The sequence below is a fragment of the Bradyrhizobium sp. HKCCYLS3070 genome (genome assembly GCF_051167575.1).
Taxonomy (GTDB): Bacteria; Pseudomonadota; Alphaproteobacteria; order Rhizobiales; family Xanthobacteraceae; genus Bradyrhizobium.
This window is the reverse complement of the sequence record NZ_JBNPTI010000027.1, coordinates 1-14,708: the sequence shown is the minus strand read 5'-3', so window position 1 is coordinate 14,708 and position 14,708 is coordinate 1. Positions and strand designations below refer to the sequence as shown.

Here is a 14,708-nt window from a genome sequence, read left to right as displayed (position 1 = left end):
AACTCCAGCAGAAGCGCTTGACGAGCTGCTGTCACGAATGAAAACACTTGGTGTTGCGACCACCGCTTGAGCCCGCCCCCCGGCCTTCCCTGCGCGATGGTTGAACGGCTGCTTCGCGTTCTCCCCGGTGCGCCGGGCTTTCTGGCCACCGTCGTCCGAGTGATGCAGAACACCACAACAAACTTGGCATCAGCGTCGGGATGCCAGGACCGCGCGACTTGACCGTGCGCATCGGAATTGTTCGTCCGCGCGAGGCAAGCCCCACGCGCAATCCGACACGCCCATCGCATCCCACACTCAGCGTTCGTGACGACCGCGATACGCCCCTCTTGCTGCGAGGCGGGACGCGCGGAAATCTGCGCCTGATTTGCCCGACGGCGCAAGTGCCAAACGTGCGACGAACTAACACGACGGGCAATTCGCGCATGACGCTCATGCGCAAACTGCCCGTCGTGCAACGACGCCGCTTCGTCGCTGTGGCTGGGCCGGCAATCTACAGCAAGCCGACCTTGTGCATGATGTCGCGGATTTGCGCCGGACTGGGATCACCGACCGCCGGGCTGGACCACTCGCCGGTGGTCGTTGCCGGGCCCCGGGCAACCGAACCGGATCCGTTGAGCTTGCCATTCGGCGCCTGCGGCGCCAGCGTCGGAGACGTCGCGGCGTTCGGCGCGCCGCGCGCCAGTCCCAACAGGCGACGGAGCACGTCGAGCGAGGGATCGGCCGCGGGCGCGGAGGCCACGCTCGCCTCCAGGCCGAGGGCGCGCATCGCATTCGGCAGCCCGGCTCCTGCACGATTGGGATCGCCGAATTGCAGCGGCGTCGATGTCTCCTTCAGGATCTGGAACAGCCGCTCCACACGCCGCGCGTCGCGCGTCGCGAACGGACCCTTGAAGTCGGGATGATGCGCCAGCACCAGCGCGGCGAGGCCGGTGACGTGCGGCGTCGCCATCGAGGTGCCGTCCCAGGCGCCGAAGCCATCGGCCGGCAGCGAGGACACGATGCCGACGCCCGGCGCGCAGACGTCGATCTCCGGGCCGAAGCAGCTGAACTTGGCCGGAAAATATCCGTCGCTGCTGCGGAAGCCGTCCAGCGCCTGCTGGGCGTGGAAGCTGTCCTCGGGAAACTCGCCCCATTTGCCCATCGCGGCGACCGACAGGCAATGCGGCGTCGAGCCGGGAAACTGGACCGGCCCCGACGAATTTCCCGCGGCGACGATACAGGCGAGGCCCATCTGTTTGGCCCGCAGGATCCGCTCCTCGATGATCTGCGACGGCTCGCCGCCGCCCAGGCTCATGTTGGCGACGTCGATGCCGTTCTCCATGCAGTAGTCGAGCGCCGAGACGAGATCGCTGAACCGGCCCCCCGGGAAGATCCGGCAGACATGGATTTCGGCCGCCGGAGCGAAGCCGCGAATGCCTCCGCCGCTGCCGACAGGCCCGCCGGCGATGATCCCGGCGCAATGCGAGCCGTGGCCAATCGTATCGATGGTCCAGCTCGCGGGATCATTGCCGACGATGCTCTTGCCGATCGTGACGCCGTGCAGATTGCGATGGGTTGGTGCTGCGCCGGAATCGATCACCGCGATCTTCACGCCTGCGCCATTGTAGGCGAGGGGAACGCGGTCGAGGCCCATCGCGCGCTGGCCCCATCCCAGCAATTGCTGCCCGGGAAAGCCGCGCAGGTAGGCGCCCAGCGTCTTCGCGGCGATGCGGTTCACGCTGTCGGGGGTCAGTTGCGGACGATCGAGCCAGAAGGTCCAGTAATCGACCCGCGGCTTGATCAGGATCGAGCGGATGGTGTCGGGCGTCTCGCCCTGAATCTTGAGCGTGACGCGGCCGCTGGCGTCGGTGACGCCCTGAACCGGCCATACGCTGCCGAACACGTACACTTCCACCTCCGGCAGCGGGCCGCTCTCGCCGACCACTTCGATCGTCGTCGAGAACCCGTCGGCCAAGGGAATGAGAACGCCGGGATTGGGAAGCTGGTGCGGCGCCGGCACCTGCGGGACGGTCGGATCGAGCATGTAGGTGAGCGGCGCATCGCGCTCGACCGCGAGCCGTGCGCCGGCCTGGGCCTTCAGCAATTCGGCCTTGTCGGGCGCCATGCGGGCCAGCACCATCGGGCCGAGCGGGGCCTGTCCCGGGTCGGCGCTCTGGAAGCCGAGCAGGCGCGGCGGCTGGATGGTCTTCACCACGTCGATGTCCGGAGTGTTTGTCAGTTGCTGGACGATGAAGTCGGCGCTGAAGGTCGCAAGCCCCGTCTGCTGGCGCGGTGCCAGGATGTACTGCGCCCGCCGCTGCGAGATCGTTGCGACGGGTTGGTCCGCTGCCGGCGGCGCCTTGCCGCCGTCCTTGCCGCCGTCGCTTCGGCCCGTGCCTTGCGCGGCAGGGGCTGCAGCGGCGGCTACCGGCGTTGCCGCCCGCGGTGCGGCAACGGCCTCGGCTGGTGGCTGCTCCGCTCCGGGCCGTGCTCCGGTGCCGTTGACGGCCGTGCCGGCCGCATCCTTCGGATCCGAGATTTCAGGTTTGCTTCGTGCGGCCATTTGCGGGCTCCTTCATCCTCGCTCGTGACATCGTCGGGGGGCGCGGCTGAAGTCAGCCGGCGCCAAAGGGTTTCAGCGGAGCATTCGGCTCCACCACGATCGTGCTGAAAGTCGATCGGAGGCGGTCGGCCTGGCTCTTCGTCATCGACAGGATGACGACGTCGGGCGCGACCTGACCGACGCGTTTCACGCCGGGCTCGCGGCTCAAATGATCAGCAAGCTGGCCGGACTTGACCGGCTCGCCTTGCACGATGAATTCCTGCTCTGAGTTCGGATCCGCCATGCGTCGCTCCCTCCATGTCAGGTCGGCGGTGGGCGGACTGTTCGTGCGCCCACCGCCTTGCTTGCTTGGACCCGCGTTGCGAATGGCGCGGGTCGCTGCTTCAGATCCGCCGTCCTAGTGCATCGTGCCTGCGGGCTGGCCGGTGCTGAAGATGCCGAGCGTGTGCCCGATGTTGAGGCCGGTCTGCGCGCCCTGTCCGATCTTCTTGAGCACGCTCCAGAAGCCCTGCAGCTCCATGTCGGTCGGCTGCGCGGCCGCCGCCTGCTGGCCCGGCTGGCCGGCGCTGAAGATGCCGAGGTCGTGGCCGACGTTGAGGCCGGTCTGGACGCCCTGACCGATCTTCTTGAGCACGCTCCAGAAGCTCTGCAGCTCCATGTCGGTGGGCTGCGCGGCCGCCGTCTGCTGGCCCGGCTGGCCAGCGCTGAAGATGCCGAGGTTGTGGCCGACGTCGAGGCCGGTCTGGACGCCCTGACCGATCTTCTTGAGCACGCTCCAGAAGCCCTGCAGCTCCATGTCGGTCGGCTGCGCCGCTGCGGGTGCCGCTTGCGGACCGGTGCTGAAGATGCCGAGGTTGTGGCCGACGTTGAGGCCGGTCTGGACGCCCTGTCCGATCTTCTTGAGCACGCTCCAGAAGCCCTGCAGCTCCATGTCGGTCGGCTGCGTCGCGGCGGTTGCGGCTTGCGGACCAGCGCTGAAGATGCCGAGGTTGTGGCCGACGTCGAGGCCGGTCTGGACGCCCTGTCCGATCTTCTTGAGCACGCTCCAGAAGCCCTGCAGCTCCATGTCGGTCGGCTGCGTCGCGGCGGTTGCGGCTTGCGGACCAGCGCTGAAGATGCCGAGGTTGTGGCCGACGTCGAGGCCGGTCTGGACGCCCTGTCCGATCTTCTTGAGCACGCTCCAGAAGCCCTGCAGCTCCATGTCGGTCGGCTGCGTCGCGGCGGTTGCGGCCTGCGGGCCGGCGCTGAAGATGCCGAGGTTGTGGCCGACGTCGAGGCCGGTCTGGACGCCCTGTCCGATCTTCTTGAGCACGCTCCAGAAGCCCTGCAGCTCCATGTCGGTCGGCTGCGCGGCGGCTGCGGCCTGCGGGCCGGCGCTGAAGATGCCGAGGTTGTGCCCGACGTTGAGCCCGGTCTGGACGCCCTGTCCGATCTTCTTGAGCACGCTCCAGAAGCCCTGCAACTCCATCTCCGACGGCTGCTCGGTGCCGGGGCCGACCGAGAACGGCGCGAACCCGCCCGCGATTCCGCCGATGGCGCCGCCAAAGTCGCGGCCGGTCTTGCCGCCGATCAGGCGTCCGATCGCCTGTCCGGCGAACCTGCCGAGAACGGAGCCGAAGATCCCTTCGGGATTCAATTGACCATAGTCCTCAGTCGACTGCTGCATGCCACTCATGTTGAGCCTCCTCGCTCGTTGTTTGATCTTCGAGCGGCGCGCCGCTTGACCTCATCAGGCGTAGTTGCTGCGCGACGTCGATCGAGGGCGATGTTGCGCGCGTGGCCGTGATGCAAGTGTCAAGCGGGGCGTGAAAGTGCCGTCAAAATCGATCATGTGTGGAACGCATGGAGCAAGATCACGCGGATCGTCAGACGCGTAGCATGCGCCTGATTTCGCGCTGCAGGCTCTCGGTTTCGCTCTCCGGCGTGGCGCCGACCTGCTTTCGCAGCACGGTGCGGCAGAAGTCATATTGACGCAGGGCGTCGGCACGGCGGCCCTGCTGCGCGTAGCAGCGCATCAAGGTGCGGTGGACGTCCTCCTGCAGCGGATCTGCGGCCAGCACACGCAATGAGAACGTCGTGGCGATCTCCACATGTTCCCGGCCGCCGACGTCCAGCAGGCCCGCGATCGCCCGGATCGCCCGCGTCTTCAGTCGTTGACGCTCGGCGGAGAGCCATGCCTCGAACGCGCAGGACGTCGAGCTGATGCCGTCGAGCAACTCGCCCCGGAACAGCGCGGCGGCGCGGGCCATGGTTTCCAGATCGCCGAGCTGCAGCAGCACCTCGAATTCCTGCACGTCGGTCGTGACGGCGTTCGGATGGATGCGGATGTCGTCGCGTTCCGCCGAGATCACCTCGGTGCATTGCGGCAGCACCCGGCGCAGCGTCAACAGCGCCTGGCGCAGGTTTGCGCGCGCGTTGTCGCCGAAGCGGCCTTCCCACAGGAGGGCGGCAAGCTTGCTGCGTGAAATGCCGTGCGGAGAGGTGAGGGCGAGATAGCCCAGGAGCGTTGCCGCCTTGCGGCTTGGGATGACGACCTGCTCGCCGGAGACGCGTCTGATTTCAAGACCGCCAAAGAGATTGATACGCAGCAGACTCATTGTCTCTCTCCTCTGAATGGCGACTCGCTGCGATCGGCGCCTTGCCTGCAGAAGTCGAGCTTCTCGTGCGATGAGATTGAGCGGCTGCAGCCCGATCAGGTCTGCACGGTCGTCGCCGAACGGCGAGCCGCCACGCTGTTCGTTGTCATCGTCGAAATGAGATCGGCAATGCAGTTAAGTCTGTCCGAGCAACGTTCGGTTCAATCTTGGATTGTAGGACGAAGCGAGACCGTGCCGTTGTGGCTTGCAGTATGCACTCCATCGGGTCCAGTCTGGGCGCAGCCGGAACCGCACGCTGTGAGCTACGCCACACTCCACGTCGGACACCGTCGTGCCGCATGCTCCATGGTCAGGAAGATTGGATTGTTCCGATGAGATCGTTCCGCAAGGAACTTTGGTTCCAGACACCGGGCCGTCGCGCCTTCATCAACATCACGGATGATGTCGAGGCGGCGCTGAAGGAGAGCGGGGTGCGCGAAGGGCTGGTGCTGGTCAACGCGATGCACATCACCGCGTCGGTGTTCATCAACGACGACGAGAGCGGGCTGCATTTCGACTACGAGCAGTGGCTAGAGAAGCTGGCGCCGCACGAGCCGGTCGCGGGCTATCGGCACAACCGGACCGGCGAGGACAATGCCGACGCCCACATGAAGCGCCAGATCATGGGGCGCGAGGTCGTAGTCGCGATCACCAATGGCAAGCTCGATTTCGGCCCGTGGGAGCAGATCTTCTACGGCGAGTTCGACGGCGGACGGCGCAAGCGCGTGCTGATCAAGATCATCGGGGAGTAGGGGGCGGTGTCGCCGTTTCCGGATGCGTTGACGCCTCCGACTGACCCATGTCGTCACGGCCGGGTTGGTCCGTGCCACAATCTCCGCTGTCGTCCCTGCGAACGCAGGGACCCATACCGCGGAATCTATCGGTGAGGCACAACTACCAGCCATCGTCCCATTGAAGCCGGTGGTTATGGGTCCCTGCGTTCGCAGGGACGACAATGCAGGGCTGCGAGGCGTCGGTGATTCAGCCACGAAGGAGAGGCGCTTCCGGAGGTCATCACACCATCGACCTTGGATCCCGCAGGCCCCAACGGCCGGCCTCGACCAGGGTGATGAAGCGCTCCACGGCCTCATTAAACAACGCCGGCTCCTCCAGATTCAGCACATGGCCGGACTTCGGGAAGAACGTCAGTCCCGACGCCGGCAGGTGCTGCTTGAGGAACAGGCTCGGCTCGATGCAGGCGTCGTCCTCGTCGCCGCAAATGATCAGCGCGGGCGTGGCGACGCGGCGGATCGCATCCGTCATGATGTAGATCGAGGGCCTCGCGCCTTGAAAGCCGCGCATGGTGTTGGCCGAGCCCCTGGCGTCGTGGCGAGCGAGTGCGGCATAGAAGTCGGCGTGGCCGCGCGGGTCCTTGACCAGGAAGGGAATGCGGCCGGGCGCCTCGCGGGTGACCTTGGCGGTCTCGGCCGAGCCGAGGGTCTCGAACTGCTCGGCCGTGGCGCGGCACTGGGCGCGGAAGGCGTCGAGCTGCGTGAGGTCGGAGCCCGAGCCGACGCCGGCCAGCACCATCGAGCGGATGCGGCCGGGCGCGTTCAGCGCGACCTGCAGCGCGGAGTACGAGCCCATCGACAGGCCAACGAAATGGGCGCTGTCGATGCCGAGATGGTCCAGCACCGCCAGGGCGTCGGTGTAGAAGTGCACGTAGCTGTAGACGTCGGGCGCGGCCGGCACCTCCGAGGGCGTGTAGCCGCGCGCGGAGTAGGCGATGCAGCGGTGGCGGCGCGCGAAATAGCGCAACTGCGGCTCCCAGTTGGTGTGGTCGGCGGCGAACTCGTGCAGGAAGATGAGCGGGGTGCCGGCGCCGACCTCTTCGAAATAGAGGCGAACGCCGTCTTTGGCCGTTGCGTGGGGCATCGTCAGCTCCTCCCGTGTCACGTGCCGCATGTTGACGAGTCGCGCGACACGCGACAATGGCCCGGCCGGCAGCCTTGTTTCCGCCCCAAGATAGACCCGGAATCACCCTCTCGTCGCCAGGCTTTCGCCGCCGAAGGTCATGGTTTCGTCACACCGCGACTTTTTACGGACCCCGCTGGCGGCTTGCAGAGGGGCCGCGCTGAGGACCAGGGGGTGCCAAGTCAGGGTACTGGGGGAAGTAACAGAAGGATTGAGTATGGTTGTGTCTACCCTTCGCCGGTCGCTTCACGTCGTTGCGCTGACCATGTGCTCGGCAGTCGTCGCCGTCACCGCAACACCGGCATCGGCCCGTCCGCATCACGGCTCGGGGCATCATGCCCACCGCAGCCACGGCGGCCATCACTACGCAGGGCATCATCACCACCGGCGTTCCGTCGCCCGGCTGTCGCGCTGGGAGCGCGGCGTGGCGCGGGTGCAGGTGAGCGGCGTTGCCGACGCGCAGGCCAGCGTCATGATGCCGGGAACGGCGTCCGACGGCATGGCGTCGTCCGGCGGCTTCGGCGGCGGCAGCAGCGTCGTTTCCGCGGCGCGCAGCTTCATCGGCAGCGGCAATCCGACCGGCCGGCGCAGCCTGTGGTGCGCCCGTTTCATGAACATGGTGCTGGAGCGCACCGGCCATCGCGGCACCGGCTCCGACATGGCGCGCTCGTTCGCGAGCTATGGCCAGCGCGTCTCCGGCCCGCAGGTCGGGGCGATCGCGGTGATGAGCCGCCGCGGCGGCGGCCACGTCGGCGTGGTGTCGGGCGTCGATGCCCAGGGCAACCCGATCGTCATCTCCGGCAACAACGGCAACCGTGTCCGCGAGAGCGCGGTGTCGCGGGGGCGGGTGTACGCCTACGTGATGCCGAACTAACCAATCTCGAACTAATGAATCGAGCCGTCGAGGCTCGCTCGGTGTGCGCCTCTCCCGCTTGCGGGGGAGGTCGCATCGCATCGAAGATGCGGTGCGGGTGGGGGAAGTCTCTCCACACGAAGATTTTCGGGTGGGGCGGCCCCCACCCTCCCCCGCAAGCGGGAGAGGGGGCGCGCCGCCGATGCAGCCAGCGCTCGAACTACACCAGCCGCGGCTGCTCCACGGCGAGTTCGTCGCCAACGGCGATATCGCCGGCTTCGATCACCTCGGCATAGATGCCGCATTCATTGTTGCCGCGCCGGGTCATCAGCGCGGGCGGGATGTCGAGGTCGCGGGCGGCCGTGTCCGGGTCGACGTTGACGGCGGCGCAGCGGGTGGTGGTCTTCACGACCTTGAGCCGCGCCGAGCCGATGCGCAGCGTCTCGCCCATGAGCGAGGTCTCGTGCCAGGCCGGCCAGCCGGTGACGTAGACGTTGGCGCGGAAGCGCAGCGGGTGCACGGGAGCGCCGACCAAGGTCTCGATCTCCGCAATGGAGGCGAGGTTGATGATCGAGACCACCTTGCGCGCCAGATCCGTAAAAGCGTAACCACCGCCCGACAGCAGCTTTGGCGGCCCGCGCAGCTCGGCGGCGAACTCGGCTGCGAAGAAGCGCTCGATCGCCGCGCGGCCGTCGGGGCTCTCGAGATCGCCTTGGGCGACGATCGCGCCGTCCTTGCGGATGGTGAGGATGTTGGTCGCGTCGTCGAAGATGGTCTTGAAGCCGGCGAGGCGCTCGTTGCGCATCAGCATCAGATACGCCGTCTTCGGTTTCCAGACCGGAGCTGCGGGATCGAACCCGCTGGGACCGTTCTCGAGCGCGTAGCGGCGGTCGGCCGGCAGGGTCTGGCCGACCCGCAAAGGCGCCCTCCGCAATGGTTCCGGGGTAAGGCCCTTGACGGGATAGCGGTACAGGCCGGCGATGCGCGCGGGAGGGGTCTGGCTCATGCCGCCTCATAGGAGATTCCCTTGGCCGCGGCCAGGGCACACGAATTTGTGAAGCGGCCTCTTCCGTTTTCGCACCGCCTTCCCACATTTCCACTCAAGCCGGGCGCAAGCCGGCGACGTCAATGGTTGCGGCGTTGATGGACGTCAACGTGCGCGGTCCGAAACCCAATGAAGATGCTGAAACCGTGCCTTCGGGGCGTCACAGCAGGCTGAGGGAAACATCATGAATATCGAAAAATATACCGAGCGCGCGCGGGGCTTCATCCAATCGGCGCAGTCGCTGGCGATGCGCGACGGCCATCAGCAGTTCTCGCCGCTGCATCTGCTGAAGGTCCTGCTCGACGACGGCGAGGGACTCGCTGGCGGTCTCATCGACCGCGCCGGCGGCAATTCGCGTGCGATCCTGAAAGCGACCGAGGATGCGCTGGGCAAGCTGCCGAAGGTGTCGGGCAGCGGCGCCGGGCAGATCTATCTGTCGCCCGAGCTGGCGCGCGCCTTCGACGCGGCGGAGAAGGCGGCTGAGAAGGCCGGCGACAGTTTCGTCACGGTGGAGCGGTTGCTGCTCGGCCTGACGCTGGAGAAGAACAGCGAAGCTGGCGGCATCCTCGCCAAGGGCGGCGTCACCGCGCAGAACCTCAACGCAGCGATCGAATCCCTGCGCAAGGGCCGCACGGCCGACTCGGCGACCGCCGAGAATGCGTATGACGCCTTGAAGAAATATGCCCGCGACCTGACCCAGGCGGCGCGCGACGGCAAGCTCGATCCGGTGATCGGCCGCGACGAGGAAATCCGCCGCACCATTCAAGTTCTGTCGCGTCGGACCAAGAACAATCCCGTGCTGATCGGCGAGCCCGGCGTCGGCAAGACCGCGATCGTCGAGGGCCTCGCGCTGCGCATCGTCAATGGCGACGTGCCGGAGAGCCTGAAGGACAAGCGGCTTTTGTCGCTCGATCTGGGCGCGCTGATCGCCGGCGCGAAATATCGCGGCGAGTTCGAGGAGCGGCTGAAGGCCGTGCTGCAGGAGGTCACGTCGGCCGAAGGCAGCTTCGTGCTGTTCATCGACGAGATGCACACCCTGATCGGTGCCGGCAAGGCCGACGGCGCGATGGATGCGTCGAACCTGCTGAAGCCCGCGCTCGCTCGCGGCGAGCTGCACTGCATCGGCGCGACCACGCTCGACGAGTATCAGAAACACGTCGAGAAGGACGCCGCGCTGGCGCGGCGGTTCCAGCCGGTCTACGTCACCGAGCCGACGGTCGAGGATACCATCTCGATCCTGCGCGGCCTGAAGGACAAATACGAGCAGCATCACGGCGTGCGCATCACCGACTCCGCGCTGGTGGCGTCGGCCACGCTGTCGAACCGCTACATCACCGACCGCTTCCTGCCCGACAAGGCCATCGACCTGATGGACGAGGCGGCGGCGCGGCTGAAGATGCAGGTCGACAGCAAGCCCGAGGAACTGGACTCGCTGGATCGCGAGATCATCCGGCTCAAGATCGAGCAGGAGGCCTTGAAGAAGGAGAGCGATCTCGGCTCCAAGACGCGGCTGCAGGCGCTGGAGAAGGAGCTCGCCGATCTCGAGGAGAAGTCGGCGGCGCTGACGTCGAAATGGAGCGCCGAGAAGGACAAGCTGTCGAACGCGCAGAAGCTCAAGAGCGAGCTGGACGGCCTGCGCATCGAGCTCGCCAACGCGCAGCGCCGCGGCGAGTATCAGAAGGCGGGCGAGCTGGCCTATGGCCGCATCCCCGAGCTGGAGAAGCAGCTGGCCGACATCGAGGCCAAGGAGAATGCCGGGGAGATGATGGAGGAGGCGGTCACCGCCAACCACATCGCGCAGGTGGTCTCGCGCTGGACCGGCGTGCCGGTCGACAAGATGCTCGAGGGCGAGAAGGACAAGCTCCTGCGCATGGAGGACTCGCTCGGCAAGCGCGTCGTCGGCCAGTTCGAGGCCGTGCATGCGGTTGCGACCGCCGTGCGGCGCTCGCGCGCCGGCCTGCAGGACCCGCACCGGCCGATGGGCTCGTTCATGTTCCTAGGGCCGACCGGCGTCGGCAAGACCGAGCTGACCAAGGCGCTCGCCGAATATCTGTTCAACGACGAGACCGCGATGGTCCGGCTCGACATGTCCGAGTACATGGAGAAGCACTCTGTGTCGCGGCTGATCGGCGCGCCTCCCGGCTATGTCGGCTATGACGAGGGCGGGGCGCTGACCGAGGCCGTGCGGCGCCGGCCGTACCAGGTCGTCTTGTTCGACGAGATCGAGAAGGCGCATCCGGATGTGTTCAACGTGCTCTTGCAGGTGCTCGACGACGGCCGCCTGACCGATGGCCAGGGCCGCACCGTCGACTTCCGCAACACGCTGATCATCATGACCAGCAATCTCGGCTCCGAGTTCCTGGTCAATCAGCCGGAGGGCGAGGATACGTCGGAGGTGCGCGAGCTGGTGATGGGCACGGTGCGGAGCCATTTCCGACCCGAGTTCCTCAACCGCGTCGACGAGATCATCCTGTTCCACCGCCTGCAGAAGAGCGAGATGGGCCGGATCGTCGAGATCCAGTTCGGACGTCTCCAGAAGCTCCTGGAGGAGCGCAAGATCACGCTGTCGCTCGATGGCGACGCGCGCGACTGGCTTGCCGCCAAGGGCTGGGATCCGGCTTACGGCGCACGGCCGTTGAAGCGGGTGATCCAGCGCAGCGTGCAGGATCCGCTCGCCGAGATGATCCTCGCCGGCGACGTGAAGGACGGCGATCACATGACGATCTCGGCCGAAGGCAATGTGCTGACCTTCAACGGCAAGGTGCCGCACACTGCCGAGATCGCGACGTTCGAGGCGCCGATTCCGAAGCGCAAGCTGAACTGAGCGGCGTTTCGCCGAACTGAAACGGAAGCGGCCCGCGCTGAGAGATCAGCGCGGGCCGTTTTCAGTTGAACGCGCCTTTGGGGGGCGAGGGGTCTCGCTCACCGGCTGACCTGGATCGGGCCGGCGTCGGAGATGCGCGAGGCGCCGGTGCCGCGGCTGGTCATCATCTGGTCGACGCGGTCGCGCTCCTTCTCGAAGTTGGCCATGATCGGGCCCTCGAGCGACCGGCCCCGCGGCAGCTTCACGCGCATCGGGTCGACGAAGCGGCCGTTGACCAGGATCTCATAGTGGACGTGCGGGCCGGTCGACATGCCGGTCGAGCCGACGAAACCGATGACCTGGCCCTGGCGCACGCGCTTGCCGGGCTCCATGCCCTTGGCAAACGCCGACATGTGGCCGTAGGCGGTCTCGTATCCGTTGTTGTGCTTGATGCGGATATATTTGCCGTAGCCGCCTTCCTGGCCGACCTTCTCGAGCACGCCGTTGCCGGAGGCGAAAATGGGGGTGCCGTAGGCGGTGGCCCAGTCGACGCCGGTGTGCATCTTCACGAAGCCGAGAATCGGATGGCGGCGGCCGCCAAAGCCGGAGCGCATGATCGCGTTGTTGACCGGCTTGCGCACCAGGAACTTCTTCGCGCTCTTGCCGGTCTCGTCGTAATAGTCGACGACACTGTCGTCGGGGGTCTGGAACCGGTAGTATTTCTTGGTCTCGCCGCCGACCGTCAGCGAAGTGAACAGCACCTCGGTCTTGTCGTTGTTGCCAGGCTTGTCGTCGTCGTCGCCGGCATAGAAGACGTCGAACGAATCCCCAGGCTGCACCTTGCGCTGGAAATCGACGTCGTAGGAGTAGATGCGGATCATGTCCTCGATGACCGGCGCGGGCACCTTGTTGCGCATCGCCGTCTCGTAGATGCTCTGATAGAGGCGGACACCGGTGCCGTCATCCTCCTCGTCATTGGTGTTGTCGGCGGTCTCGGTGACCGTGTTCATGCTCTGCGCGTCCACGGCGACGTATCGTCCGAGGTCCGACAGCGCGGCCACCGCCTCGATCATGGTGTCGTTGGCGACGATGACCCGGAACGGCTGTAGCCGGGCGCCGGGGGCAGGGCTGGATGGCGCCATCAGGATGCGCAGTTTCTCGCCTTCCTTCAGGCCGCCGTCACGGCCGCGCGGGCCGAGCTGGGCGGCGATCGCCTTGGCTTCGTCGGGCGTCGCGCCCTGGTCGCGCAGGATCGAGGCGACGGTATCGCCCTTCTTGACCAGGTGGACGCGCTCGCCGAGTGGATTGCCGCCGGTGATCTGGTCCTTGGTCTTGGGGAGCAAGGTGACATTTTCCGGCACCACCCGGGTCTCGAAGCCGGCGTAAGGATCGGGCAAGGTGCCGTCATTGGCATAGGACAGTTTCAGGTCGCCGCCTTGGACGGCCTGCGCGCCGGCCGCGTCGGCGGCGGCATTGGCAAGCGAGGCGTAGCGTACGCCGCCATTGTTGCCGCGCCAGTTCGCCGCATCACGGACCCGCATGACGATTTCGTCGAGCGCCACCGAGGTTGCGATCTTCGCCTTGGGGAGCACGGCGGCGAGATCCTTGGTCACGAACGAGACCTCGGCGTCGGGCTCGACGGCCTCGGGATTGTTCGGATCCTCGCCGGACCCTGTCTTGTCGTTGTCGGTGTCGCTCAGCAGGCGCTGGGCGTTGAACGGCGGGATCTTGGCGGAAAGATCGCTCGTCGTCATCGACAGGTTGCCCGAGATCCGGACATAGGGACGGACCCGGATGAGCTCGCGCGATCCCGCGCGGGTCACGGTCGAGATGCGCACCACATTGCGGGCCGCGGCCGCTTCGCTCGGCGGCGGCAGGCGGTCGCTCTTGCGCAGGGTGGCGACGCGGTCATTGGCACCGAAGGCGCCGCGCAGCGCGCTCTCCATCCGCTCCGGCATGCGCGCGAAGGTCATTTCGCCGTCGAGCGAGGCGAAAACGGCGCCGCCGATGAGGGCTGCGCCGCATAGACCCGTCAGAATCGTACCAGAGAACCATTGTACGGAAACGCGGCGGCGGTCGATCACCGCGGCCTCGGAGCCATCGACCGATAGCGGCGGCTCATGACCGAGATCGATCATGCCGACCTCGCGTCCATACCCCCCGCGTGACGTCCGATGGTTCAACCTTCGTCCCCCAAATTCAAAGTCAGCACCGAGATCACTCAGCTGCCGGTTGGCTTAACGTCCAAGACAAACGGCTCGGAATGATGGCGCGCTTCTGACGGTTCGAGACTCTCTGGCTGGAAAGCCGGAATCCGCAAACCGCTATTGTTCTTCAGGATCTCTCGATGTCGTCTCGGCCGTATCAGGCGAAGGGCTCGCCACTTCCTTGATCTGGATCATCCTTGAATCGATGGCAGTCCCCGCTGGACCCAAATCAACCCAGGTCGATGCTTAACAAATCGTCGCAGGATTGTGGCCCAAGTGGGGCACGAAGTCCGCAAGAAGTCGGGGTTCTCCTGCTGTCCGGAAAAAAATGATTCGATGCGACGATTTGTTGACATTGGGCGTTGACACCCCGATCGGCCCCCCCTATAAACCCGATCACTGAGCGCGGCGCCGCTTCGGGACACACCGAGGCGAGCATTCGCGCCAATATTGCTCCTCACTTCTGTTGAGTGATGCACAACCGGTAAAACCCGGTTGCTCATCGACGTCGGAAGATGTTGGGCGCCCCTCCATCCGAGGGTGGGACCGAGGTCCCGGGCTGTTTGACAAGTGAAGATGAAGAAAGAGAAACGTGGACGGCGGAGTCCTTGCGGGTCTCGGGATTGAGGGCTTCGGCTTTTGGTTCTGGGATCGGACGAGAAGACTTCGGCGGACAATGTTTCAAAGGTAACACCATGGTATTTG

The 14,708-nt window shown here is 66.1% G+C and carries 10 protein-coding genes; 3 read left to right on the top strand and 7 right to left on the bottom strand.

Annotated features, from left to right (window positions below):
* Nucleotides 1-493: 493 nt before the first annotated feature.
* From ACQR03_RS33335 to ACQR03_RS33320, 4 genes are all read right to left on the bottom strand, one after another.
* Nucleotides 494-2,545, bottom strand: a complete 2,052-nt coding sequence (locus ACQR03_RS33335) for a S8 family serine peptidase (protein ID WP_434842384.1) — start codon at nt 2,543-2,545, stop codon at nt 494-496.
* Nucleotides 2,546-2,597: 52 nt separating this feature from the next.
* Complete coding sequence (locus ACQR03_RS33330; protein WP_315718098.1) at nt 2,598-2,828, bottom strand: hypothetical protein; 231 nt, start codon at nt 2,826-2,828, stop codon at nt 2,598-2,600.
* Between the two features lie 114 nt (nt 2,829-2,942).
* A complete protein-coding gene (locus tag ACQR03_RS33325) occupies nt 2,943-4,220 on the bottom strand; it encodes a hypothetical protein (protein ID WP_434925371.1) in 1,278 nt (425 codons plus the stop codon).
* A 190-nt stretch (nt 4,221-4,410) separates the two neighbouring features.
* Entirely contained in the window at nt 4,411-5,142 is a 732-nt protein-coding gene (locus ACQR03_RS33320; protein ID WP_315826647.1) for an AfsR/SARP family transcriptional regulator, read from the bottom strand.
* 371 nt (nt 5,143-5,513) lie between these two features.
* Between ACQR03_RS33320 and ACQR03_RS33315 the strand changes: the two genes are divergently transcribed.
* Complete coding sequence (locus tag ACQR03_RS33315) at nt 5,514-5,933, top strand: secondary thiamine-phosphate synthase enzyme YjbQ (RefSeq protein WP_315826648.1); 420 nt, start codon at nt 5,514-5,516, stop codon at nt 5,931-5,933.
* 262 nt (nt 5,934-6,195) lie between these two features.
* Here ACQR03_RS33315 and ACQR03_RS33310 read toward each other — a convergent pair whose 3' ends face one another.
* Nucleotides 6,196-7,056, bottom strand: a complete 861-nt coding sequence (locus tag ACQR03_RS33310; protein ID WP_434842382.1) for an alpha/beta fold hydrolase — start codon at nt 7,054-7,056, stop codon at nt 6,196-6,198.
* Between the two features lie 256 nt (nt 7,057-7,312).
* Between ACQR03_RS33310 and ACQR03_RS33305 the strand changes: the two genes are divergently transcribed.
* A complete protein-coding gene (locus ACQR03_RS33305; protein WP_315718092.1) occupies nt 7,313-7,969 on the top strand; it encodes a TIGR02594 family protein in 657 nt (218 codons plus the stop codon).
* Nucleotides 7,970-8,168: 199 nt separating this feature from the next.
* Here ACQR03_RS33305 and ACQR03_RS33300 read toward each other — a convergent pair whose 3' ends face one another.
* On the bottom strand, nt 8,169-8,954 hold the full coding sequence (locus tag ACQR03_RS33300) for an MOSC domain-containing protein (protein ID WP_315826651.1): 786 nt from the start codon (nt 8,952-8,954) through the stop codon (nt 8,169-8,171).
* A 223-nt stretch (nt 8,955-9,177) separates the two neighbouring features.
* Here ACQR03_RS33300 and clpB point away from each other — a divergent pair, with 223 nt between their 5' ends.
* On the top strand, nt 9,178-11,817 hold the full coding sequence (clpB, locus tag ACQR03_RS33295; RefSeq protein WP_434842383.1) for an ATP-dependent chaperone ClpB: 2,640 nt from the start codon (nt 9,178-9,180) through the stop codon (nt 11,815-11,817).
* Nucleotides 11,818-11,915: 98 nt separating this feature from the next.
* On the opposite strand, the gene ACQR03_RS33290 is transcribed toward clpB, so the two are convergent.
* On the bottom strand, nt 11,916-13,979 hold the full coding sequence (locus ACQR03_RS33290) for a M23 family metallopeptidase (RefSeq protein WP_315718088.1): 2,064 nt from the start codon (nt 13,977-13,979) through the stop codon (nt 11,916-11,918).
* Nucleotides 13,980-14,708 lie beyond the last annotated feature (729 nt).